Raw genomic sequence first — 25,046 nt, 5'->3', positions numbered from 1 at the left:
CGTCCTAATCTTCGTCACGGTCATGGCGGGTCCAAGCTCCTCTACGAGCGGTGATCTTCGCAATCACCGGACTTACCATGACCGCTTCAGCCTCTCAGCTTTTGCAGAACCTCCCGCACACTACCCAAGCCAGATGGATTTTCGTGACAGATGCACTCACTTCGCGAGGAGAGATCCGCTATGGATAAGCCACAAGCCGATCACTCCCAACCCGCGTTAAATGAGTTATTAAGGTTTGTACTAGAGTCCACCCTGGCAGAGATACTTGATGTGCTGGTAATCATCGAGGCCATGCACCGAGCCTTCGCGACCATATCCAGACTCCTTCACGCCGCCGAAGGGGGCGGCTTCGGCAGAGAAAACGCCTTCATTGATGCCGACAATGCCGCTTTCGAGCGCCTCCGCCACGCGCCAGATGCGGGCCGGGCTCTCGGTGTAGAAGTACGCGGCAAGGCCGAATGGAGTAGCGTTCGCCTGCGCAACCACGTCCGCTTCATCGGAAAAGCGTGTGACGGGCACAATGGGGCCGAACGTCTCTTCGCATGAGCATTCCATCGACGGTGTTGTACCCACGAGGACTGTTGGAGCGAAGTACGCGGCTTGCGGCGCACCTGGCTTGCGAATGCGTTCGCCGCCGACGACAATTCGCGCGCCCTGCGACACTGCGTTCCGCACGTGGCGCTCGATTTTCTTCACTGCACGTTCGTTGATCATGGGTCCGATCTGCGATGTTGGGTCATTTGCAGGGCCGACCTTCAGCGCACCGACGCGCTCCGCGAGCTTGGCCACAAACGCGTCATGAACAACCTCGTGCACGTACACGCGATTCGGGCACACGCAGGTTTGGCCACCATTACGGAACTTTGCGGCCATCAGGCCTTCCACAGCGGCCTCGATGTTGGCGTCCTCGAAAACGATGAAGGGCGCATTGCCACCTAACTCAAGCGAGACCTTCTTCAACGTGGATGCAGATTCCCGCGCCAGATGCTTGCCGACCGGCGTGCTTCCCGTAAAGCTTATCTTGCGCACTCGGTCGTCGCCGAGCCACGCGTCAACGACGGTCGGCGTACGCTCCCGCGACGCAGTGACGATGTTGATCACACCAGGAGGGACCCCCGCCTCTTGCGCCAACTTCACAAGAGCGAGAGCGGAGAGGGGCGTGTCTTCGGCGGGCTTTGCGACCACAGTGCAGCCCGCGGCGAGCGCCGGTGCGATCTTGCGCGCAATCATCGCGGCCGGAAAATTCCACGGCGTGACGACTGCGACCACACCGACAGGTTCGCGCACGGCGAGTAGCCGCTTGTTGCGGAATGGGCTCGGGATCACCTCGCCATTCGCGCGCGTGGCCTGCTCGGCGAACCACTCGACATAGCCAGCTGCGTACAGCACTTCGCTCCGGCCCTCGGCCAGCGGTTTACCTTGTTCGCGCGAAATGAGGCGTCCCAAATCATCCAGATGTGTGACGATCGCGTCGTTCCAGCGCTTGAGAATTTGTGCGCGATCGCGCGCCGGCATCGCGCGCCACGTCTTGAAGGCGGACTGCGCCGCATCGACCGCTGCCTTCGCCTCGGCTGCGCCGCTGTCGGGCACGTTCGAGAGCAGACTGCCATTGCTCGGATCGGTCACGGCAAGGGATGACTCGACGCCTCCGGTCCAGTTACCGGCGATGAAGTTGCGGGACTCGACCAAGTCGCCGCGTGAAAGTTCCAAGGAGATAAGAGACACTGATCAGCTCTCGATTGCAGGCCGCCATGGCAGAAGTACGCTCAAAAATCGACTCGCCGACAGCATTCTGAAGTTGAGTCCGAAGGTGCGATCGGATATTACGGGCTCCGCCGAGGTGAATTACGGCAACAAGGGATCGCTATTGGGCGAATTCCTGCGTGTGATTGGGGACGGTCGCAGATTCATGCAACCACATCTCGGTCGACGTATCCGAACGGTCATGACTCTGCTTTGCCACTGGGCCGGTAAGGCATTGCCCCTCTAAACAACCGTCACGTGATCTTCGCCTCCGTGGCGTCATCCACCCGCGTTGCGTTCGTGTCCTAAAAACTGGCTGGGGAGCGCAATCAGGGGATTTCTTTAACATCGATGTGCTGCATCTGCAGCCGTGCGATACTCTGCCCCCTGGGGACCGGACTCGCGCGGAATGAACCGCATCATTGAGCAGAAGCGCCATAGCCCGTCGTTGGTATAGCTCTGCTCAGCTCCAACTCCGTTTGTGATGCTGTCGGTCTCCAACGATGCGGACTCGCGGCCCCTCAATCCGGACTTTAGGCTCTCTCCAATTCGGCTCGACTCCTTACATCGACCTTGCTGGCGCTGTTGTGTTTGAAATCCGGCGTTCCAGCGCTCAAAATAGCTAAATTTCTGCGCCAATTTCCGGTGTTGGTTGGGGGCTTGCAGCGCGCTTCCGATTACAGTGCCACCGACAATTAGGAGATTGTAGATGAAGGTCGGTGTTCCCAAGGAAATCAAGACGCACGAATACCGTGTGGGCCTGACGCCTGGTGCCGTCCGCGAATATGTGGCCGCCGGACACAGCGTTCTCGTAGAGACGAATGCGGGTGCCGGTATTGGTGCAACTGACGACAATTATCGGAAGGCGGGTGCAACGATTTTGAGCTCCGCCCGCGAGGTCTTCACCTCGAGCGAGATAATCGTAAAAGTCAAGGAGCCTCAGCCCTCCGAATGGACGCAGTTGCGCGAGAACCACATTCTTTTCACGTATTTGCATCTGGCGCCAGACCCCGAGCAAGCAAAAGGGCTTCTCAAATCGGGCTGTACTGCGATTGCTTATGAAACCGTAACCGATGCGCAAGGAGGGCTTCCGCTGCTTGCGCCGATGAGTGAGGTTGCAGGGAGATTGGCAATCGAAGCAGCCGGCGCAGCCCTAAGACGGTCTGCTGGCGGACGGGGGCTGCTAATCGGTGGTGTGCCCGGCGTCCAACCGGCCCGGATCGTGGTGATCGGAGGCGGGGTTGTCGGTACGCATGCGGCACGGATGGCTGCAGGCCTGGGTGCGGAGGTCACAATCCTAGATCGCTCGATCCCTCGGCTCCGCGAGCTGGATGAGCTGTTTGAAGGACGCGTTCGTACGAGGTACTCGACCATAGATGCCGTCGAGGAGGAGGTATTTGCGGCGGACGTTCTCATTGGAGCGGTCCTTGTTCCAGGGGCGAGCGCGCCGAAGCTGGTCACCCGCGGCATGTTGAGCTCGATGCGCAAGGGTTCGGTCGTCGTGGACGTCGCTATCGATCAGGGCGGATGCTTCGAGACATCGCGCCCGACCACGCACGCGGACCCAACCTACGAGGTCGATGGCGTCATTCATTACTGCGTGGCCAATATGCCGGGAGCCGTGCCGCTCACCTCAAGCCAAGCCTTGAACAATGCTACGCTACCGTTCGGTTTGGCGCTTGCCAACAAGGGGTTTGCAGCCGTACTCGAAAACCCGCACCTGCGCGCAGGTCTGAATGTCTATCGAGGCCGGCTAACTTATAAGGCCGTCGCCGAGAGCCTCGGCCTACCATTCTCACCGATCGATCAGGCTGCCGCCTGATCCCAAGAGGCTCCTGACGGGGCGTTTCCTCCCTGACTTGTGGGGCCACTCTATCGGAGTGGCCCCCTTTTATTGCCCGCTCAAGTCCGTTGAGCTGGATAGGAACGAAGATCAAGTCGCTCACGGCTCCCAGATGTTCGAGGCTCCGCGATTTTCACGTCGATGCGCTTATGCAGTGGCGGGCTCCAGAACGAAGCTCGGCCACTAACGGCGATCGCCGCAGAGACGGCTTCCTCAGACCACCCTGTTCGGATGAACGTGAACTATGAACCTATGAAACTACGTACTCTGGAGAAGATGTGTGATCCGGACATCGCGAGGCGCTACTGCACATCGTGTGATGGGCTGGACGTTGAAAGCGCCACAACGGAACGGCTACCGCGACCACATTTTGGAGGCTCCTCGAACTGCGCATTCCCAAGCTGCGCCAGGCTTTCTACCCCCGGGCTTCCTCGAAGAGAAGCCGCTCAACGCTGCGCTATTGGGCTTCTATGCGCGTCGCGACCCGCCAGGTCGACGATCTCGGGCAAAGCGATAGGCATGGGAGGCATTTCGGAAGGCCAGGCAGGTGAGCCGCCTCTGCACGAACATCCATAAGGCCTGTCTCGGTCGCGGGAACAATGGCAAAAGAAAATGCAACGCATGCCAGCTCGTTAAAGCTCCTCCTACCGTGGCCGCCCTCATCTGGAAAAGTCCCTTAGCTGCACTCGGAGCCAACTCAGAAAGCTGCGAGCTCTCCTATTCAGTGGTCTATTCTTGGGCCACACGACGTAATGTGCGAGCTTTCTTTCGAGAGGCGCATTGAATAGCGGCACAAGCATCCGGCTATCCAACTCATTCTTGAGGAGATGAATCTGTCCGATTGCAACACCAACACCCGCGATGGCCGCCTGATAGGTCAAGACAGATGATGAAAAGCTGACTTCATTCGAGGACAGAAGATCCGTGCGCTGGACCGCCGCGAGCCAATCATGCCAATCGGTGCGGCGATAGTGCGAATGAAGCAGCTGCACGTTGTTGAGGTCATCCAGTTCAACAAGCCGAACCCTCTTTAACAGCTTTGGACTGCAGACGGGTTGTATCAGGTCTTTGAACAACAGTTCAGATTCTGCAGCTGGCCAACGACCGTTCCCGAACTGAATCGCCAGATCAATCCTGTCCCTTGCAAAATCAACGGGCGCAACGACGTTGCTGATGTCGAGCTTGATCTTCGGATATGCAACGTAAAATGATGGCAGGCGGGGGATAAGCCACTTGGAGGCGAAAGTCGTATATGCCCGGACTCTGAGCGGTTCGATCCGCCGCATTTCGGTAAGATTTGTAGCTGCCCTTGAAATGATCTGTAATGCCGGGCTGATCTGGCGGTGGAACTGTTCGCCGGTCGGCGTGATCTTCGCGCCCTGCCTGTCACGTTCGAAAAGCTGAACGCCGAGAAAGTTCTCGAGAGTCCGGATTTGTCGGCTAATTGCCGGTTGAGTTACCCGCATTTTCTCCGCCGCTTTGGTAAAGCTTCCGAGCCGGGCGGTGACATCGAAAACATGAAGCGGATTTAGGGGCGGCATCAACTCGTTCATAGCAAGTCCGGCCATTACTAAAAGTCATTAGGTCATAACCCTTACGAAGTTGCGGGTCAAATGAGCATTTGAGAAACGGGGGCTGCAGCAGATCTGAAATGGTAGTCTTGACCCGATGAATCGCGACCTTACTGAAGAGCAGCAGGCCTTTGCCGACTCTATCCGTCGTTTTGCAGAAGCCAAGCTCGCCGCCGACGCCGCGCGTCGTGCTCACGATCCTCGATTTCCGTTCGATGTGGCGCAGCTGCTCGCGAAGCAGGGCGTCCTTGGAATTGCGTTCAATGAAGCTGACGGCGGCCAGGGCGGGTCGCTCATGGATTCCGTAATTGCTATCGAGCAGATCGCCGCTGTCTGCCCGCGAAGTGCCGACGTCGTGCAGGCCGGAAATTTCGGTCCCATTCGCACATTCGTCGAATATGCAAATCCTGAGCAGAGGGAGCGTTTTCTTCCCGATCTCTTGGCCGGCCGCACGGTCATCAGCCTCGGCATGACCGAACCTGATGCTGGATCCGCTCTGACCGAATTGAACACATCCGCCCGAAAGGATGGGAACCACTATATCATCAGCGGAACGAAGATCTTCGGGACGCACAGCCCCGATGCGTCGGTGTTTCTCGTGTATGTGCGCTTCGCTCCGGGTGTGGGCGGTATTGGCTCCGTGCTCGTCGAGCGGGGCACGCCAGGATTCACGATTGGCAAGCCTTCCCCGTTCATGAGCGGCGAGGAATGGAGCCAGCTCTACTTTGAGGACTGCCGTATTCCGGCCGAGAACGTCCTTCTCGGCGCGGGTGGCTTCAAAAAGCAAATAGCTGGGTTCAATGTCGAGCGTCTGGGCAATTCGTCCCGATCGCTCGCGCTCGGGCGCTTTGCCTTCGAGCTCGCGCGGGAACACGCTCAGACCCGAAAGCAGTTCGGTCGGGCCCTCTGCGAATTCCAAGGGCTGCAGTGGAAGTTTGCCGATATGGCACTGAAGCTCGAAGCAGCGCAACTCCTGCTTTATCGCGCGGCGCGCGTCTCCAATGGCTTGCCGAGCGCGTTCGATACGGCGCTCGCGAAACTTGCCTGCAACCAAGCTGGATTCGAGGTAGCCAACGAAGCCGTGCAAGTCATGGGAGGGCTGGGGTACAGCCAGGAGGCGCTCGCCGAATACTGCATGCGCAGAACGCGCGGCTGGATGATCGCAGGCGGCTCGACGGAAATTTTGAAGAATCGGATTGCGGAAGAGCTCTTTGATCGCAGGTTCGATCAGCGGCGGACAGTAGGATCGTGATGCAGAATAAGGCCTCGCCAGATCCTGCTTCCTTGTACCGCGCTCTGTTAGCCCCGAGAAGCATTGCCATCATCGGCGCGTCGGGTGATCGCACGAAGGTGGCGGGGAGGCCGCTGCAATATCTCCTGCAGGGAGGGTACGAGGGAAGGATCTATCCTATCAATCCGCGGCACGAAAGGGTGTCTGGGGAGCGGGCTTGGCCGTCATTGTCCTCATTGCCAGAGGTGCCGGAGCATGCATTCATTCTCTCGCCGACACACGATGTTATCTCAGCGGTCACAGAGTGCGCGGCGCGCGGCGTGCGCGTTGCCACAATCCTGGCGACCGGCTTTTCGGAAGGCGGGCCTGAAGGCCAGCGACGCGCTGGTCAGCTCCGGGACGTCGCCCGAACTTCAGGCCTGCGCATTCTCGGGCCCTCCAGCATTGGGGTCGTCAGCTTCCTCGATAGGGTCGTACTGACCGCAAACGCCGCTTTTGCAGAGCCCGATTTGCCAGCAGGCGGTACCTTTGTTGCCTCTCATAGCGGCAGCATATTGGGCGCGCTGGTATCCCGGGGAAAAGCGCGATCGATCGGGTTTGCTGGGCTAGTGTCCGTCGGTAATGAGATTGATTTGACCCTCGGAGAGATTTGCGCGGCGACACTCGATAACCCCGCGGTGACTGGCTATCTTTTGTTCTTGGAAAGCCTGCGTCATGCTGAAGATCTGCGGAGTTTCGCCGTTGAGGCAGCCCGTCGAAAGAAGCCTGTTGTCGCATACAAGCTCGGCCGCTCCGAGCAGGCTGCGGAGCTCGCGCTATCCCATACCGGGGCGCTGGCCGGCGAAGATGATATTGCAGCCGCTTTTCTGGCTGACTGCGGAATTGCCCGAGTTAACAATTTCGAGACGTTGATCGAGGCCCTGCCGCTTCTCAATCGTATCCCGATAGGGGCGGTTCAGAAACGGGCACCACGGGTCGGTGTCCTGACCACCACGGGCGGCGGCGCAGCAATGGTGGTCGATGGCCTCGCGCTACGCGGCATCGATGTCGTCAAACCCAGCGAAGACACGCTGAAGCAGCTGACGAAGGTGGGCATCAACGTCGGCCACGAACGGATCGTAGATCTCACAATGGCGGGGACGCGACCCGACGTGATGAAAGCGGCCCTGGACACCGTGTTGTCTGAGTCGGAATTCGATCTGGTTGTGGCTGTCACGGGCTCTTCAGCGCGCCTCCAACCCGAACTGGCTGTCAAACCAGTCATCGCAAGCGCGGCCGCCGGAACGGCTCTCGTGTCATTTCTCGTGCCCGATGCTCCTGAGGCGCTTGCGATGCTTGCAAGAGCTGGCGTTCCGAGCTTTCGAACACCAGAAGGTTGCGCGGACGCAGTTGCTGCGGCCTTTGCCCGTCGCGAGCCGAAGGGCGCGCTGGCGCACCGTCGGGTCTTCAAACGCGCCGGCCCGGCCCAGCTGAACGAATGGGATGCGTATAAGCTTTTCGAAAAAATCGGTCTGCCTCATGTGACCTCTGCTGTCATCCCGGTCAATGCCGCACTAGTTGATCTGCCGTTTGCCTACCCGGTGGCCGTCAAGCTTCTGTCGGACACGATTGCGCACAAGACAGACGTCGGCGGCGTCGTTCTTGGTGTCCAGGACGAAAAAGCCCTGAGGGACGCGATCGCATCCATTGTAAGAGAGGTGGGTACCAAGCGCCCAGAATCTTCCGTGACGCAAGTCATCGTCCAGCCGATGACTTCTGGTCTCGGTGAAATTCTTCTTGGATACCGTAAGGATGCAGATGTAGGTCCAATTGTACTGCTGGCGGCAGGCGGGATCTTTACAGAAATATATCGCGACCGAAGTATTCGCCTTGCGCCGGTGTCGCTCGAGGCGGCCCGGGAAATGATCGCGGAGCTTGCCATCTCGCGCGTCCTTAATGGCTATCGAGGCAGGCCAGCGGGCGATCTGGAAGCGCTTGCGAACGCAATTGTCGCCTTGTCGCATCTTGCCGTCGACGAAGAGTATAATGTTCTGGATGCCGAGATAAATCCACTGATAGTCCGGCGAGACGGTGAAGGCGTGCTCGCACTCGACGCGCTCGTGAGGCTGGATCGAAGCAGCTAGTTGCACGATCACCCGCTAGCCCAGTCAAACCCGCCGACACTTCCGTTTACGGACAACGGCCCGTTAGTCGGAAAAGAGTTAATATCGTGGAGCATCCTGGTGCCCCGAGACCGTTCTTCAGGATCTGAATAGCAGGAAAGGTACATGGAAATGTCCAAGAGGATCGAAACACTGGGCTTCGTCGGACTGGGCGTCATGGGCGAGCCGATGTGCATCAATCTTACGAAGAAATCGGGATTGCCCGTCTATGCCACGGATAGCCGCCCGGACCCGCGCAAGCGTCTCGCCGAAGCCGGTGCGAACCCCTGCGCGTCGATTGTCGAAGTTGCAGAAAATGCCGACGTTATCTTTCTGTCGCTTCCAAGCATTGCGGAGGTGGCGGAGGTCTGCCTGGGAAAAGGAGGCATCTTGGGGGCCAAACGCCGCGCCCATACCGTCGTCGACATGAGCACAAGTTCAGTCAAGGGAACGCGGGATCTTGCAGACAAGCTGCGTAAAGAGGGGCTCACCTTGATCGATGCGCCGGTCGCGCGAATGCGCCAAGCGGCTTGGGACGGCACCTTAAGCATTATGGTCGGCGGCAGCACCGAAGACTTTGATCTCATCGTACCGTTTCTCTCCCATATGGGAACGGACGTCACTCATTGTGGCGATACGGGCAGCGGCCAGGTCGTCAAGATACTCAACAACATGGTTGTCTTCATGACCGTGAATGCTCTGGCCGAGGCGCTGGCGATCGGCCGAAGAGCTGGCGTCGAGGGTGCTCTCCTTTTCGATGTGATGTCTAAGGGATCCGCGGACAGTTTTGCACTCAGAACGCCTGGGCTGAAGGCGCTTGTTCCAGGAAAGTTTCCGGAAAATACGTTTCCGACTGACTATGCTATCAAGGACATCAAGCTGGCGCTCGAACTTGCCGAGCAGGGCGGCATCGATGCGGCTTCTGCTGCCTTGACCTCTGATTTGCTGCAGAAGACCAGCGCTGCTGGCTACTCTCAGAATTACTATCCAGCGATGATCAACCTCATCGAGGCCGATAGAAAGTCGCACTAAATGGCAAATGCTGCAGCCTCGAAACGAGTGAATGACGCTGGAGGCTCTGTTCCGGTGCTCGGATGGTCTCGCAGAGCAGGTACCCTCGACGCTATCAGGTCGGCCGATATGGAGAGATCGGCAACAGAGCTTGGAGACGGATACCGGCGGCGAGCCACGCTCGCCAACATGTTGTCGCGTTTTCCGCAAGCTCGACGACGCTGTGACATCGAGTGATAAGCCACTCGATGCGGCCGGAAGATTGATTTTACAATTCTGCTTCTTGGAAAAATGGCGCTGCCGATCGCCTCTTTCAATTATCCGGAAAGATCGAGTGTTCCGACGCCCTACCGCCTTTGATCGACGCTGCCGCTCGCGAAACGAGATAAGGCGTCGTCATCTATCTGACAGTTGGAGATCCCATGCGATTCGAGTATCCCGCTCTTGAGCTCCTGATGGCCGGTCGCCGGGTCGGCGTAGAGGGACGAAAAACAGAACCTGTACTCAATCCATCGACCGGTGAGGTGCTTGGGCAGCTGCCCCACGCAACTCACGCCGACATCGAAGAGGCGGTAGCTGCCGCGGCGATGGGATTTCAATTGTGGCGTAGCACGCCGTCGAATGAGCGAGCGCGTATCTTGAGACGCACAGCTGATCTAATGCGAGAGCGGCGCGAACTTCTTGCGCGCCTGATCACCCTGGAGCTCGGCAAGCCAATTGCGGAGTCGCGACTTGAGGTGGAGCAGGCCGCCGGCATGTTTGAGTGGAATGCCGAGGAGGGCAAGCGGGCTTATGGTCGCGTTATTCCCGCGAGGGCAGAGCACATACAGCAGATCGCGGTCAAGGAGCCAATTGGGCCGATTGCCGCGTTCTCACCGTGGAACGCCCCGGCGATTACACCCTCACGGAAGATCAGCGGTGCTCTCGCTGCCGGGTGTTCGGTGATTATCAAGCCTTCCGAAGAAACCCCGGCCACTGCGCTTGCCATCGGCGGGATGCTTCTCGAGGCGGGGCTTCCGGACGGAGTACTCAGCATTGTATTCGGCGATCCAATCGCCATCTCGCGGCAACTCATCGAAGCGCCTGCCATTCGCGGCATCACCTTCACCGGCTCGACGAATGTCGGTAAACAACTCGCTACTCTCGCAGTTCAGGGCATGAAGCGCATGACGCTTGAACTCGGAGGGCATGCGCCTGTTATCATCTTCGATGACGTGAACATCGATGCCGTCGCCAAATCTGCCGCGATGGCCAAGTATCGCAACGCTGGCCAGGTTTGCACCTCGCCAACCCGATTCTATGTGCACCAGTCGGTCCATGACCAATTTGTGGAGAAGTTCGCTGAGCACGCCAACGCCATCAAGATCGGCGACGGCTTCGATTCAGCGACGGTCATGGGGCCGCTTGCCAACGCGCGGCGGGTCGACTCCATGGATGCTTTTGTCGGTGACGCACGATCGCGTGGGATCCGTGTTGCGGCCGGTGGGGAGCGTACAGGCAATAGAGGGTTTTTCTATCGTCCGACATTGCTTGCGAACACCCATAACCAATGTATGGCTGCAAATGTCGAGCCGTTTGGGCCACTTGCTATCACGGCTCCGTTTGGTTCGTTCGATGAAGCGATCACCTTGGCCAATCGGTTACCATTCGGTCTTGCGGCGTACGCAATGACCAAAGATATCACGCGCGCCAAAGCGGTCGCGGCAGCGATCGAAAGCGGAAATGTCATCTTGAACCATTGGCAAGTGTCCCTGCCGGAGACACCATTTGGTGGACACAAGGAGAGCGGCGTGGGGCTGGAAGGCGGTGTCGAGGGCCTGCTTGCTTTTCAAAACACCAAGTTCGTTAGCCAGGCCAGCGCGTGAGACAAATCCGACGGATACCCACTACTATACACAACGGGCGACCTTTGACCTGACGCAAGTTTATTGGGACAGTGGGACTATGAGTGCGAGCCGCGCCGACGTCGCGTTCCGGATGCTCATAGGTTCGAAGGCCTACGACTTTAGCGTCCCGACTACAGCCGCCGGGACAATCACAGGATACTATCTTGCCAGACGACCCGCGCTCGTGCCAGCCTACCGAGACCCCGTTGCCGTCGGCTTCCCTGGTGATACCGAGGTGATCATGCTGCCGGGCGTCATTGGCCGCTGCCGCCGAGCGAACATGTCCCCGTCGTTGGTTTCCGACTCACCCATCGTTTCCGACGATATTCTAGTAGCAATCGCCGATTTGACTGAGGACGCGAACTTCTCTGCGGCTCGACGAAGGCAAACATGTCGCAAATCGGCGATAAGTCTGCCTCGAGCGACGAAGCTACGCTTAGCTTTCAGCAACCGCCCCATGGTCCTTGGGTAGCGCATTGAGACGGCCTTTACGCTAAATGACTTCACGGCTGATGCGAAACTACTGGGCGTCTTCCTCTTCCCCGATCTCATATGTTGTCTCTCAATTGTTTAACCAGTCGCTATTCTGACCCGAGTGTGCGCCCTATCAATGCTCGCGTTTCAGATGAGCCGAGTGCACTGGTGTGTGCTCGTGGCCGGCGCCAAGCTGGTGAAGCCGGCGATGCAGACGATGATGAGCAAGCTCTAACGTGGCCCTTAAGCGCGCGTCTCGGGCTTCATCGGATTTCGGAGCCAGAGTATCCAAGTAAGCTATTGACCCCTCGATCTGCGCAAGGACAGCGACTGCGTCGCTCGTCGCAAAGATTGGACTACGTCCGACCTGAACATAGACGGCGCTGGTATGGGCAGCGATGTCAGCATCGCGGCCGATGACGCTGCCCCGCACTCTAATTGCCAGCCAACAAGACTCTGTCACCCGGACCACGAGGTCTTTCCTTGGCACGCCAGGGTGTCACAGCGCACTTCCTCAATGACTGCACCGTTACGAATTAATTCCACACGATGAGCCAGCACACTAACCGACTCAACTTGCCAGTCGATCGTGACGGTGCCGCCTCCAGGGGGAAGCTGGAATTTGCTCCCTGGACGCCCTCCCTCCGCAGCCATTGTAACGAGCGGCCCAACTGTAATGAACGTGTCCCCCTTACGCACAGCGTCTATCCACTCGAATAGGTGAAATCGCGGTCTCCGAGATGCGCGTAAGTTCTAAGGCCGCCGAGAAGGCAAGCAGCGTTCATCTTGTCGGTCTCCCCAACCACCGGTATCTGATAGCCTATGTTGAGATATCGATACCAGTCGGCGAGACCGAACGCGCTGATCTGGGCGTCGCGCGGATTCATGGACATCATCTCAACCGCATCGACTAGTCCAAGAACGATGTCTGCCGCGCGCTCGGCCTGCGGATTCGGCGTGCGGCATTACGACGAGCCCTCCTTGCTGACGGCAACGTTCTGCCCAACCAGCCATCGTGGTTTCTAATGGATCACCGATCGCCGCCTCTTCTGGGCCGCCGGTCGACAGCGGATTGATGATCCTGCCTTCATAGCCAAGAAGAGAAATGTGCCCCAGCACTTGCATGCGGTTCTCAGTTCCGACGCGAACCAAGAACTCGCCGTCGCCACCGAAGTCTTTCGCCTCAAGAGTCGTTCGACCCTCGAAGTCGCCAACGTTACTGAACGTTTCGCCCAGCTGGCATGCGAGTAAGTTAACGACGTTCACCCCTTCAGCCTGCCCCCTAAAAGGGCTGTCTGCGGGCTCAGAAAGTGAACATGCGTTGTCGGAACTAACCCAGCCTTGCTCGCGCCAGCGGAGCACCTTTTCCAGCTCGAAGGTGAGGGCCTCCGTGTTCTGCTGGATATCGACGATGCGCCAAAAGGGACGGACCTTGAAGCCTCTCGTGATTTCAACGAAAACAGGGCCGATCGGAAGGTCAATAGTACAATGCCCGTCCACATATGCATACTGATTCAGGCCGTTTGCAAATTCGGCAGCGTAATCCTGGAACCAGCCAGTAGTGACCTTCCGATGATGTCCTTTCGGCCGAAGGTACTCTCCGTTCGGGCCATGAACATGCAAGCGCACCGCGACCCGCCCGCCTGTGCTTTTCTCAATTATCCGTAATTCCACGCGTCTGGCGGCTGCCTCGATGGCGATCGCTTCCAACGAAGAACCGGTGAGTGGCTGAGTCCCGTCAAGCGAGCGAAGATCCCGCATGAGCAAGCTGCCGTCGTCAGATCGCACATAAAGTCTAGCATCGGGGTGAGCGGAATACTCAACAATTACCTCTCCATCAGACCGCGCCGGCTGGACGTCTGGCACATCGCTCAGCCAGTCGGATCGGGAGTACTCAAGGAACAGGGCTTCGGCTGCGCGCGGAGAACGAGGCTTCTCTAATTTATGCGCTGAGCACGACTAAACTCGCTGAGCATCCCCTGCGCCTTCAGGAGCGCCGAAAACTGAGAATGCGTCTGCCTGTTGGCGTCACACGGCACACTCATCGTCCTAACGACAGCAATGAAGTTGGTGAATTGGTGTCAACCTACTCGCTCCAATATGGCGATGGCCAACGAAAGCGACGTGCGCTTGTTCCGGCGCTTCGGAATTCAACAGAGTAATATTTGCTGGGGTGCCAAGTCCGTTCGCCGCAGTTCCGGTACGTGGGCTGAGCGTACATGCGACGCATGGCGAAGACTTCGCGCTTCGGCCAGACATCCCCTAAAGCCATGCGGCGTCGCAGCTGGGCGATCTGTGACCGCCTGAACAAAGATCATGTATGTGGCCACCGTCGGCGTCAGAGGGACCTGAACTGGAGCCTCTCCAGGACGCAGCGCGGCTACATCAAGCCTACCTTCGTCGCTTGAAGAGAAGCGGTATGCCTCGAAAGATCTGAGGTCACCTGAGGTTGTTGCTCCAATCCCGATCGCCACCTCCCTTACCGAATGCTGTATCCAGTTCCCGACGTCTGGCGTTGAAACGACACTTGAGATCTACAGGAACGAAGTGCGGCGACGGGGGAGTTTTCATCGGGCCGACTCCAATCGCGCAAATGAATATTGGAAACACGCACACGGACCATGCGTGCGCTCCGGTTGAATCTTTAGCCACTTGCCAAGCGTCCAAAGCCGGCACTGAACTCCGCCAAGGCAACTTCGTCACCATTCGCGACGAACTTCAGTTGGCTAGCATTTTCGCGTCTGCCTCTTTCACCAAGGGACGGTGTGACTAGGGGCGCTCGCGTTGTTCGCTATTCGAGCGGGAGCTCTATTTTGCCGGTCCCGCTGCACTGCCTAAGGCCGTCCTGGTTCACGAGGTGGTAGGTGACATGGACCGTTCCGCAACCTGCAGGTCCCGATGAAAGCTCAGTCACCTCAGCGTCAATATAGGTGACGTCACCGCTCCAGATTGAGCTGTTGAAGCGCATCGTTAGATGGCGTAGGAAGCCCCATTCGCCTGCCCAATTGGCAAAGTGATCAGTGCCCCAAATAGTCATGACCGAGCCGATCGCGAAGGAGCGGGGCAGCCCGCCGCGAATGGCAGCCTTATCATAGACATGTCGGCCGCGACCCTCGTTCATGACAAAGCGAGCTCTGTTGAGCGGCATCTCAGGAAGGTCGGGAATGTCGTAACCGAAATTTGAGTTCTTCGGCAGGAGCGGTGGCTGATCGGGCACATGCGTGAGTCCCCACACATCCTCTGGGCAGCAAGCATCCGAGTAGAGGAATGTAAGCCCTGTATGGGGTCCGAAGACCGCGCGGGGTAACTTGTCCCCGACCTTCACCGATCCAAAACGCCGCTTCTCGTGCGTCCGAAAGGTCCGGATATATGCGAGCTTTGCTTCGCGCAACTCGTCGATCTGGGCGTCGGTCCACTCAGGCTCCGGCGGAACCGGGGCGGCGGTCTCGAGCTTGCCCTTCCCAAGAACCAGACCGTTCGCCTTCGGATGAAGCATGACCGTAGACCGCTTCTTTACGATCATCCCACGTTGCGTCGCGAACGTGGTGCCGAAGTTGAGGAAGACGCTGGGGCCGTAACGCGTGTTTGTCGGACGTGCCGACGAGAGCACCCGGTCGATGAACAGCTGGTCGCCGACGTGTATCCGCGGTCCGTAGTAGAAAAACTCATCGCTGACGTGAAACCCCGCCATCAGGGTCTTGCTCATAAAAATTGCATCGTCGCCGGCCGCGCGGATGCCCGTGAAGGACTGAGGCGCGACGATCTGCCCAAATCGACTCGCCGCCGCCCAGCTCTCATCGAAATGAATGGGATTGTAGTTGTCGGTGTGCGTCACCCAGCGCTGGAAGTCCTGCTGCACGAAGGGAACCTTCATCTGGATCCCTCCGTGCGGAACGCCGATCCAGGGCTCGAACTCTTTCATGTCGATTTGGATGAGCTCGGAATTCTCTTGGTCCTTCGTTCCTGACATTACTCGATGTCCTTCATTTCGTTTATCGGACAGGCAAGACGGTCGTGTCTTGAAATGCTACTTTCGGAGAGGGCCGCGGGACATGGCCTGCTACGCCCTCGATCGTTACCTGCTTATCTGCTTAGTGTAGAAACGGGTCGGTCCCAATTACTGCAATAATCAGCAGTTTCCGCTCGAATCCAGCGGTGGCGCCGTTTTTCCGAGGATTTCCCTGCCGTGCGGCACCGCGTCCTTTTGGAAGCTGCGGCGATCGAGGATCTCCGCGGAAGGGCCTTCGAACCCAGTTCAAGAGGCGCGCAGACCCCCTTATTGTTCCACTTTGCAGAATTGCTGCAGCTGGCGGCCGAGTTCGCTGCCTTTGAGCGCGTTGTCCATTCTAACTCTAGGGCCCATCACCTAGAGACGTCGATTCGCTTCGGTGACTTTTTGTTGCGGCAAATCCCAAGCACGTCGACCGTTAAGCGAATCAGCAAATTCGAGGACATATTCATGAACGACTACGCGACTTTCGCGGCTTCGCGCACTCAGATTGTTGCCGAAGGCGAGTTCAAAGGGTGGACGTTTTACGACGATGGAGGCTTCGAGACTAACGCAGGTCCCTTCTTTTATCGCGAAGAGCCCGATGGCAACATGCGCTGCGCCTTCCGAGTTGGAAAGAAGCACGTCAGAGACACCGGTATCGTCCATGGCGGCTGCCTTGTGGCGTTCGCTGACTTTTGCGCAGGCGTCATCCCTGTCCCGGTCAAGCAAGGCGGAGACAGCGTGACTGTCACTCTAGGATGTGAGTTTCTCGATGCCGCGAGCGAAGGCGATCTGATCGTAGGCACTGGCGAAATCACCCGCGCCGGCCGCTCGATGGTTTTCGTGCGAGGCCAATTGACCACAGGAGAGCGTAAATTATTGACCTTCTCGGGCACGCTTAAGCGGCTAAAGCCGAAATCTGCACAGCCAGCCGCCTAGCTCGCGACATTGAGTGAATGCGCCCCAGCAGGCCGAGAACCACAGCCAGAGACGACTGCTGCGAATCGCCTGTCGCTCACGGAAGAAGTATGCGCGGGTCCAGGCCACCCAGGCAAGCATCCCGAAGAGTGGAGTAAAAGGCAGCTCCCAAAAGCAAGGCCGTAGCTAACATCTGCGCCAGCCTGGATGCATCCATTGCGAGCGACCAGCATTGGTTCGACTGACGAACGGGATTTCTTCCTGGTCGTCAGAACAACAACGCGCATCGTTTGATTGCTATTCGCTCCGGAGGCGTCCGATATCCGCGTCCACAACTGATCGCGCTTCTCTGAACGCTCAAATCACTCGAGTTGAAGACGGTCAGGCCTTCGCGGTTTGGAGTTGAGCTGACCTTGGATAATCGTAGGAGAAAAACATGGGTATCTCCGTTACGTTCAAGCGACCGGACGGCAAGAACGCGTCGGGCTACCTTGCAAATGCGGCGAGCGGTAACGCACCTGGCGTGGTCGTCCTTCCGGAGTGGTGGGGGATGTCCGACCAGATAAGGGGGCTATGCGACCGGCTTGCGCTAGCGGGCTTCGATGCATTAGCAGCGGACCTCTACAACGGCAAGGTAGTGCCGTACCACGATCCCGACTCCGCCGATCGTGAAAACAAGGCGCTCGACTTGATCGACGCGACCACTCAGATCGTCCGCGGCGCGGTGCAATACCTCGCACGAAACGGAGCCAAAGTCGGCTTGACCGGTTTCTGCCTCGGCGGCAAAGTGACCATCGTCGCCGCGGCCAAAGTCCCGGAGCTGACGGCAGGGGTTGTATTCTATGGCATGGCGCCGGAGCACGTAGCGACGCCTGCTGAGGTCAAGATTCCTTTACAGGCACATTTCGCCAACACGGATGATTGGTGCACGCCGCAGCTGGTCGATGCCTTCGAGAATAGCATGAATTCAGCGGGCAAGCCTCTCGAGCTGTTTCGCTATGACGCCGAGCATGGGTTCGTCAACGAACAACGCCCAGAGCACGACCGTAAAGCGGCGGAAGTGGCGTGGGGCCGCACATTGGAATTTTTCAGGAAGCACCTGGGATAGGTCACGAGCGAAAGTCATGTCACTCGTTGGCGATCTCTCCGTGCATCACCGCCCCGAGTGAGCGTAAAGACCTGCCAATTTGCAGGATTTAGTTCAACGGCGCCCAATCTTGCAGCTTGACGGCGCGTCCGAGGTTCTAAGCTAAGGTTCTCGACTAATATTTCGAAAGGGCAACATGTTCCCGCAGTCCCGTTCCGCAAAATCGACGCCGGTCAGCCAAAGCGCGCTTTCGGCACTCTTCCGACCGAAATCGGTTGCGGTGATTGGCACAAGTCCGACTTCGGACGTGCGTCGTACACCCCTCGAACATTACAAGCTGATCGGGTACTCGGGACAAGTGGCTGCGGTGAATCCCAAGTATGAGGAGGTGTCCGGTTATCCGTGCTATCCGTCGCTCAAAAGCATGCCGTTTGTACCGGATGCGGTCCTCATTCTGCGAAACCGTGATGCAATTGTCGCGGGGATTGAGGAGGCTGCAGAGGTTGGCGTGAGGGCGGCAGTGATCCCGGAGATGGGATTTGCAGAAGCTGGCGCGGAGGGAGCGGCAGCACAAGCGCGGATCGCGGATGTGGCGCGAAGTTCGGGAATGGCCCTGCTCGGTCCGAACTCGGGCGGGATGATCAACTGGGCTGATCGCGTACATCTCAACATGGGCGCGTTCGAGATCCGCCGTCCAGGTCATGTTGCCCTTATTTCGCAAGGCGGCGGAACAAGGCTCGCCATTTTGGCAGCTGGACGTGGCGTGCGCTGGAGTCACGCCATCATTGCTGGGAATGAAGCGGTTACGGGCAGCGCTGATCTCCTCCGCTACTTTGTAGACGACCCGAACGTTCGGGTCATCTGCGGTTTTATCGAAGCGGTTCGTGACCCCGAGCGCTTCTTCTTTGAATGTGATCGGGCGCACGCGGCCGGCAAGCCGGTCATTCTGCTGAAGCCGGGGCGCACCGAGGCGTCTCAAGAACTCGCCACGGCCCATACAGGCGCGCTTGCGGCACCATATCGCTTCTATCGCGAGCTGTTCAAGAAGCATGGCGTGGTGCAGGTTGACACGCTAGAGGAATTACTTGCATCCGCGATGATCGCCCAAACCGGGCGGCCTGTGGGAGACGGAAGGGTCGGCGCGATTTGTCCGTCGGGCGGACTAATTCAGATGTACGTGGACGAAATGGCGAAGTGCCAGACGCTCCGCTATGCCGAGCTCCAGCCGCAGACGGTGAAGTCGATTCGTAGCGTCATTCCCCCCGAGATCGTCTGCAGGAACCCTCTTGACGCCTACTGGGGCTACGACGGCGCGGAGGAGGGCTCTAAGAAGATCTATAGGGCCATAGCAACCGACCCGAATGTCGACGTCGTCACGGTTCTGCACTTTCCTAACCTCAATGGTCCGGCTGGCGACCTAGAAGAAACATATGCAGCCTGCGCCGTGGAAGTCGCAGGGGCGATTGACAAGCCGGTCGCGCTGGTAATACCGGTAGATGGTTCGATGTCGTCCGCGAAGACGGATGGTCTCCTCGACAAAAATATTGTGGTATTGGGCCAACGGGAGGCGTTCCGGGCTCTTGACCGTGCCGTGATGTGGGCGCGGCCTCTGCCCCCGGTTTCAGAGGTGCCGGCGATCGACAAAGTTGGGATGGCTAACCAGCTACGCGATTTAGGGGAGAAGCCGTTCTCCGGAAGGCCGGCACTCGATTTCCTTGCCGCCGCAGGCATTCCGGTCGTAGAGAGCCGCTTCGTAACGAGCGTCGATGCCGCGATCAGTGCGGCAAATGAACTCGGATATCCGGTTGTCGCCAAGATCGGCGACACAGGTGTACTGCACCGAACCGAACTGTCCGGCGTGGTTACCAACATACGCGATGCGAAGGAATTGTCGCAGGCAGCGACAAAGCTCTTCGCGGCGGGCTCGAAAGTCCTCATCGTTCAACCGTTCGTACGAGACGGGACCGAGATGATCCTGGGTCTGGAAACTGATCCTGTCCTCGGTTCGTTCATTCTGATGGGTCAAGGCGGCATTTGGACGGAGATCATGGAAGACGTGGCTCTCCGTCCTGCTGGTCTCCGCGTCGGAGAGCCGGACCGGATGCTCGACGAACTGCGAGTACAGAAGATCCTGCGCGGGTTCCGCGGTGCCCCGGCGCTGGATATCGAAGCCTTGACTGGTGCGGTGACACGGCTCGATGCGATCGCGCGTAGCCTGGGCGACCAAATTCGGTCGATCGATATCAATCCACTTATTGTGCGCAAACATGGTGCCGTCGCGGTCGATGCTCTCATCGTACCCGCGAGTCGGCTTGGCGAATAAACCACGGACGAAGATCTGGCTTCGGCGCTTTGGCTAGGCCAGAGCACCGATCGCCAGCATCATCTGAGGTTCGCCCAACCCAACCCGCCGCGCAGGCGCGATGGGCGAACTCACGCTCGACCTACCAAACGCCCATGCGATTGATTGAAGACACGTCGCAGCTCACGGGAAAGCAGCCAAGCAATTTTCGACGATCTGGAGCTGCGCGCGTTGCTATCCTAGCGCCGCCATAAGTTCATAGGCGCTGCTGGGACCTCTAGGCGGCCGCATGCAGTGAACAAGAAGCCACCCGACAACTATCGCGTTGGTGCATTCGCCAGCTGCAGCATGTCGTTCGGCGGATTCGAACTGGCGCTTTCCTACCAGCCTGCCCCCACTCGTTCCATATCGGACACAATTGAGCTGCTGCTCGTCCTGGAAGGGAAACGTCACAGTCGAACGCCAACAGCGTCGGAATCGCTTCCATGTTCTTACAGATCGGGCCGGTGGCTAACCACGACGCAGCTCAATGGCCGACGACACGCTTGGAATCAAAGGGCAGCATCTCGTTCGCGTCTCGATCGGGCGTGTCTTCCTTCCATCGTACCGATCCGAATGGACGCTCCAACATGCGGCGGACGCGCACAGGATCGGGGCCGATGTGGAAAGCCTCCACTTCTCGATCCAGCGTCCGATCCGATTGGGTCCAGCGGTTGCGCTGGCGCAAATAATCCAGCCATGTCGGACAGTGATAGCGCTCGGTCCACAGCTCGGGATCCGCAATGTTGCGCGCGATCGACCAACCGTAAGCGCCATTGCGCTGACGGGACAGCTGCACGTGCTGCATCAGATTGTGAAAGGCGCGCGCGTTCTCCGGCGCGACGCGATATTCGATCTCGAGCACTAGCGGCCCACTGCGGTCGGTGAGCGGCAGCCGCACCTCTGGATCGGCCAGCAGCTCGACCTGTTCGTCGCCCGGACTAACGCGCGGCATGGGTAGCCAGAGCCCAAGCAGCGGCGAGGCCACCATCAGCCCGGCCGAGACAAGCAGCGCCGTCTCAACTCCAGCTGCATCTGTCAGACGGCCCCAACCCCAGCTACCGAACGCAATGCCGCCAGAGTACGCAGCCTGATAGGCCGCTAACGATCGGCCTGCCACCCACCGGGGTGCCGAGAGCTGCGCGCCGATATCCAGCAACGTGAACGCCACGGTCCACACCGCGCCAGCCAGAATCAGAGCGCTCGCGGTTAGCACCGGTTCGCGGCTCAGAGCCGCAGCCACGGTCGCACCGCCCATGGAGAGCATGCACGCACGCATCGCAGCCTCGCCGCTCATGCGCTTGCGCAGCTCGCCGATAGTGGTTGCCCCGATGACGGCGCCGAAACCAAACGCGCCGAGCATGATGCCGTAAGTCTGCGCACCACCGCTCAACAGATCACGCGCGACCAGCGGCAGGAGTGCCGAGATCGAGCTGCCGATCGCGCCTGTTACCACCGCGCGGGTCAGCACGATCCTGATGGGCGGCGAATTCGTTATGTACCGCACACCCGAGATAATGGCCCGACTCAGCTGTTCGCGCGGCAGCCGCGATGGCTCCGCCACCCGTTTCCATAGGAGCAGCGCGATCATCAGTGGCAGATAGAGTACCGCGTTCAGCGCAAAGGCCGCGACCGCACCTGCGGTCCCAACCACAATACCACCGATTGCGGGCCCAAAACTGCGCGCGATATTGAAGCTGATTCCATTGAGCGTAACCGCCGCCGGCAACGTCTCGGCCGGCACCTGCTCAGAGATGGAGGATTGCCAGGCCGGGTACATCATTGCCACGCCGCTACCGACCACAAAGCAAAGGACCAGCAACACATTTGGCGTGGTGAGACCCAGCCACTGGAGGGCGCTTAGCGCCGTCACGCCACAAAGCGCGATCGAGAGCGCAACCAGCGTCACCAGGCGGCGGTCATGCATATCGGCAATGGCGCCGGCGGGCAGCGCGATCAGCATCACGGGCAGCGTCGTTGCCGTCTGCACCAGCGCTACCATATCGGCAGATGATGTCATCTCCGTCATCGCCCAAGCAGCGCCGACCCCTCGGATCAGGATGCCGAGGTTGGACAAGACGCTCGCTATCCAGATGTACCGAAAGGCGGTGTAGCGCAGTGGCGCGGCGACGCCGTCGCGGCTCAACCTCTGGAGCTTAGGTTGGTCGGTCATATCGACTGGTGCGTCCGTTGCAAGTCACCGAGATCCGTGACGGCCCGAGAACAATTGCAGAGAAGCTCAGAATGGCCCCGGCGCGACATTCGCAGGTCTCAATTTTCGTTGGAGCGTCCATCTAAAACGAATCAGACTCGTGCCGCCTAGACATCTAGAATAGAGTAGGGGAGTCGTTGTGCTGATTTTTTGCGTTATGTGCCGGCGAGCGAGGAAAAAGCGCGCAGGCCCATTGAACTGGCCATTAAGTGATTCGGATCAATCTTCGGACGGCACTCCGATCGCGGTGGAAACGTCCGCCTCTTCCGGTCTATTTATCATCTCTTGACGATATCCGGCCTTACATGAAGAACTCGTCGGGTGAACTGCTCGGATTCCTCATGGCGCGCGCAGAACTTTACACGACGTCAGCGTTGCCAGTGGGCTCGATTGACAAGGTCAACTCATTTGATGGCATTTTCCCATGCGTTCCAATTGCCTTCGAAGCAGTGAAACGTCAGTTGATTCCTTCCGGCAGGAGCCTCTTCAGCCGTCATTCGCACGCGGTGGCAGAAAGCGCGGCGAGTTCCCCGATCACCTCGGCGGTTACGCGGATACTTCCTTAAGATCTCGTGGCTGGGAGCGGCGAGCGATTCAGTCGCTGCCCGGTGGGGGCGCTCTCGTACGAGTTAGCAACATCCGGACGTCTAGGGCGACCCATGAGTTGCGCCTTCAGCTGATCTAGCTGCCGCACCTTACCAAGATCATCAAATCGGATGATGCTGCGTCTGAAGCAAGCAGCCTTTCTCAGTCACCAGCACGATGGCGAACGCGGCCAGCGTGCACAGAAAGAAGCCGCTTGCGAACGGCAGCAACGTGCCGTCGTATTCCTGGCCGATGATGGTGCCGATGCCGATACCTAGCAGGGTGGTGATTGTGCCGTAGAGCGAGGAAGCGGTGCCAGCGATGTTGCCTTGCGGCTCCATCGCGAGCGCAGTGAAGTTCGCCATCATCAGCCCCGAGGCGCACATCATGAGTAGCGCGAGCACCATAAACATCGGCAGAGATAGGGTTTGCGTCTCCACCAAGACGAGCAGCGCAGCCGCGACCACTCCAAACCCGGTCATGGCTGCGTGCGACATCGCGCGCATGCCCCGGCAGACGATGCGAGCGTTGAGAAACCCGCCGATCACGACGCCTACCGCGACGCCGGTGAATGCGACCGGAAAGTAATCTCCGAGTTCGAAGGTCTCGGAAGATCTGCTGCGCGGAGAACGCAAAGGCAAGCAGCGCGCCTTGCACGCTCCCGGCCGCGAGCGCATAGCCGACAGTCTGGCGGTTGGTGACGGTTTGGCGGAATGCCGAAAGCACTTCCGTGATCGCAAGCGACCTGCGCGTCTCCTTCGACAGCGTTTCCGGCATGCGCATTGCGGTCCAGGCGAGCGCGATCATGCCATAGAGCATCAGCAGGACGAAGATGCCGCGCCAGTGTGTCACCAGCATCACGGCTTGGCCGAATGATGGTGCCATCACGGGAACCGTGAAGAACACCATGACCGCGAGCGACATCACGCTCGCCATGCGTCGTCCGGCGTAGCAATCGCGCACGATCGAGGTGGCGATCACGCGCGTGGCGGCTGTGCCCAGCCCCTGCAGTGCGCGCGTCAGCAGCGATATCTCGAACGAGGGAGCTATGATCGCGAGCAGGCTAACAATAGTGTAGATGATCATCCCGGCGAGCAGCACCGGACGGCGGCCGAACCGGTCCGACAGCGGGCCCATGATGAACTGTCCGGCACCGAACCCTAACATAAAGCTTGACAGCACCATCTGCGCAAGGTTGGCATCGTCTATCTGGAAGGCAGAGCGGATGTTCGGCAGCGCTGGCATCATCTATCTGGAAGGCAGAGCGGATGTTCGGCAGCGCTGGCATCATCATGTCCATCGCCAGCGGGCACAGCGCCATGATGGATGCGATAACGCCGACGAATTCGGGAAATCCCATCGGGCGTTGGCCTGAGCGGACTCCGGCATCGGCATTGAAGTCAGGCAATGCAACCTGTTGGTGCAAGCGGTTTAATCTATTTGGCATTAGCCTCGACTTCAAAGCAGGGGTAACCGATCTATGGGCCTGCTCAGCGGCAATTATGCGTCAAATGACGAACGTTGAGGTTTTACGGTCGTCGTACAGGCTAAATGTGCAAACCGATCGTCGATTCTGCGAGCAGGAAGTACGCTGGGTCGGCCACGAGTGGTGCTGTGGAAGGTGCCATTTAGGATCATCCTCATAGGACGATGCCCACATTTTGCGGCTCATCGAGGCGTGGCTACGAGTTGCAAAGTGCCTCGCCGCCGCTCTGTGAGGGCCGCGCAGCGCTCGAGCGGCGTCTGCCGCAAAGTGCGTCGGACTTAGCTCCGATAGTCTGAGACTGCCTCAGCCAGAAAGTTAGCACACGAGGTGAACGCATTTCGGCACCATACCGGTTGCGTCGGCCTCCGCGCATTACTTCCAAATAGACGAAGGCGCGGCTACGAGGATACGATGCGGGTTACTCTCGAGAAGCCGACCTCCGGAAACGGGCAGACCAAGGCCAAACGGCCACACTACTCAATCGCGATTTTTTTGATCAAAACACAGGTCCCATTCGGACATTCGT

The 25,046-nt window shown here is 58.8% G+C and carries 15 protein-coding genes and 1 pseudogene; 9 read left to right on the top strand and 7 right to left on the bottom strand.

The annotated features are described in order from the left end of the window. Positions 1–240 precede the first annotated feature (240 nt). Positions 241–1,725, bottom strand: coding sequence for an NAD-dependent succinate-semialdehyde dehydrogenase (locus EAV90_RS28610; RefSeq protein WP_208738551.1), 1,485 nt, complete (start codon positions 1,723–1,725; stop codon positions 241–243). 727 nt (positions 1,726–2,452) lie between these two features. On the opposite strand from EAV90_RS28610, the gene ald reads away from it, so the two are divergent. Beyond that, positions 2,453–3,565, top strand: a complete 1,113-nt coding sequence (ald, locus tag EAV90_RS28605) for an alanine dehydrogenase (protein WP_129145391.1) — start codon at positions 2,453–2,455, stop codon at positions 3,563–3,565. A 680-nt stretch (positions 3,566–4,245) separates the two neighbouring features. Here the strand turns inward: ald and EAV90_RS28600 are convergent. Then, positions 4,246–5,139, bottom strand: coding sequence for a LysR substrate-binding domain-containing protein (locus EAV90_RS28600; protein WP_164937141.1), 894 nt, complete (start codon positions 5,137–5,139; stop codon positions 4,246–4,248). A 115-nt stretch (positions 5,140–5,254) separates the two neighbouring features. Between EAV90_RS28600 and EAV90_RS28595 the strand changes: the two genes are divergently transcribed. The 4 genes from EAV90_RS28595 to EAV90_RS28580 all read left to right on the top strand — a co-directional run bounded on the left by EAV90_RS28595 (position 5,255) and on the right by EAV90_RS28580 (position 11,405). Then, positions 5,255–6,409, top strand: a complete 1,155-nt coding sequence (locus EAV90_RS28595; protein WP_129145389.1) for an acyl-CoA dehydrogenase family protein — start codon at positions 5,255–5,257, stop codon at positions 6,407–6,409. Then, the gene (locus EAV90_RS28590; RefSeq protein WP_208738552.1) at positions 6,409–8,511 is read left to right on the top strand and encodes an acetate--CoA ligase family protein; all 2,103 of its coding nucleotides are present in this window, start codon (positions 6,409–6,411) and stop codon (positions 8,509–8,511) included. Before EAV90_RS28595 ends, EAV90_RS28590 begins: the two co-directional genes overlap by 1 nt. A 144-nt stretch (positions 8,512–8,655) precedes the next feature. Then, on the top strand, positions 8,656–9,561 hold the full coding sequence (locus EAV90_RS28585; protein ID WP_245509642.1) for an NAD(P)-dependent oxidoreductase: 906 nt from the start codon (positions 8,656–8,658) through the stop codon (positions 9,559–9,561). Between the two features lie 401 nt (positions 9,562–9,962). Further along, positions 9,963–11,405 (top strand): NAD-dependent succinate-semialdehyde dehydrogenase, encoded by a 1,443-nt coding sequence (locus EAV90_RS28580; RefSeq protein ID WP_129145387.1) that lies wholly within the window; start codon positions 9,963–9,965, stop codon positions 11,403–11,405. A gap of 1,199 nt (positions 11,406–12,604) precedes the next feature. Here the strand turns inward: EAV90_RS28580 and EAV90_RS40845 are convergent. The 3 genes from EAV90_RS40845 to EAV90_RS28570 form a co-directional block, all read right to left on the bottom strand. Next, complete coding sequence (locus tag EAV90_RS40845; protein WP_245509641.1) at positions 12,605–12,787, bottom strand: hypothetical protein; 183 nt, start codon at positions 12,785–12,787, stop codon at positions 12,605–12,607. Positions 12,788–12,797: 10 nt separating this feature from the next. Further along, positions 12,798–13,610, bottom strand: a complete 813-nt coding sequence (locus EAV90_RS40840) for a hypothetical protein (RefSeq protein ID WP_245509640.1) — start codon at positions 13,608–13,610, stop codon at positions 12,798–12,800. Between the two features lie 1,081 nt (positions 13,611–14,691). Continuing rightward, the gene (locus EAV90_RS28570; protein ID WP_129145386.1) at positions 14,692–15,870 is read right to left on the bottom strand and encodes an FAS1-like dehydratase domain-containing protein; all 1,179 of its coding nucleotides are present in this window, start codon (positions 15,868–15,870) and stop codon (positions 14,692–14,694) included. 216 nt (positions 15,871–16,086) lie between these two features. Here EAV90_RS28570 and EAV90_RS41525 point away from each other — a divergent pair, with 216 nt between their 5' ends. The 3 genes from EAV90_RS41525 (at position 16,087) to EAV90_RS28555 (ending at position 20,219) form a co-directional block, all read left to right on the top strand. Further along, on the top strand, positions 16,087–16,830 hold the full coding sequence (locus EAV90_RS41525) for a PaaI family thioesterase (protein ID WP_347338822.1): 744 nt from the start codon (positions 16,087–16,089) through the stop codon (positions 16,828–16,830). Positions 16,831–17,245: 415 nt separating this feature from the next. Beyond that, complete coding sequence (locus tag EAV90_RS28560; RefSeq protein ID WP_129145385.1) at positions 17,246–17,917, top strand: dienelactone hydrolase family protein; 672 nt, start codon at positions 17,246–17,248, stop codon at positions 17,915–17,917. 175 nt (positions 17,918–18,092) lie between these two features. After that, positions 18,093–20,219 carry an acetate--CoA ligase family protein gene (locus tag EAV90_RS28555; protein WP_129145384.1) on the top strand — a complete coding sequence of 709 codons (2,127 nt, stop codon included), beginning with the start codon at positions 18,093–18,095 and terminating at the stop codon, positions 20,217–20,219. A gap of 505 nt (positions 20,220–20,724) precedes the next feature. Here the strand turns inward: EAV90_RS28555 and EAV90_RS28550 are convergent. Next, complete coding sequence (locus EAV90_RS28550; protein WP_129145383.1) at positions 20,725–22,410, bottom strand: MFS transporter; 1,686 nt, start codon at positions 22,408–22,410, stop codon at positions 20,725–20,727. Positions 22,411–22,754: 344 nt separating this feature from the next. Here EAV90_RS28550 and EAV90_RS28545 point away from each other — a divergent pair, with 344 nt between their 5' ends. Beyond that, complete coding sequence (locus EAV90_RS28545; protein ID WP_129145382.1) at positions 22,755–23,015, top strand: hypothetical protein; 261 nt, start codon at positions 22,755–22,757, stop codon at positions 23,013–23,015. Between the two features lie 141 nt (positions 23,016–23,156). Here EAV90_RS28545 and EAV90_RS28540 read toward each other — a convergent pair. Further along, positions 23,157–24,394: pseudogene (locus EAV90_RS28540) on the bottom strand (multidrug effflux MFS transporter). Positions 24,395–25,046 lie beyond the last annotated feature (652 nt).

Origin of the sequence: Bradyrhizobium vignae, from assembly GCF_004114425.1 — a bacterium.
Lineage (GTDB): Bacteria > Pseudomonadota > Alphaproteobacteria > Rhizobiales > Xanthobacteraceae > Bradyrhizobium > Bradyrhizobium vignae.
This window is presented reverse-complemented; position numbering and strand designations above follow the sequence as displayed.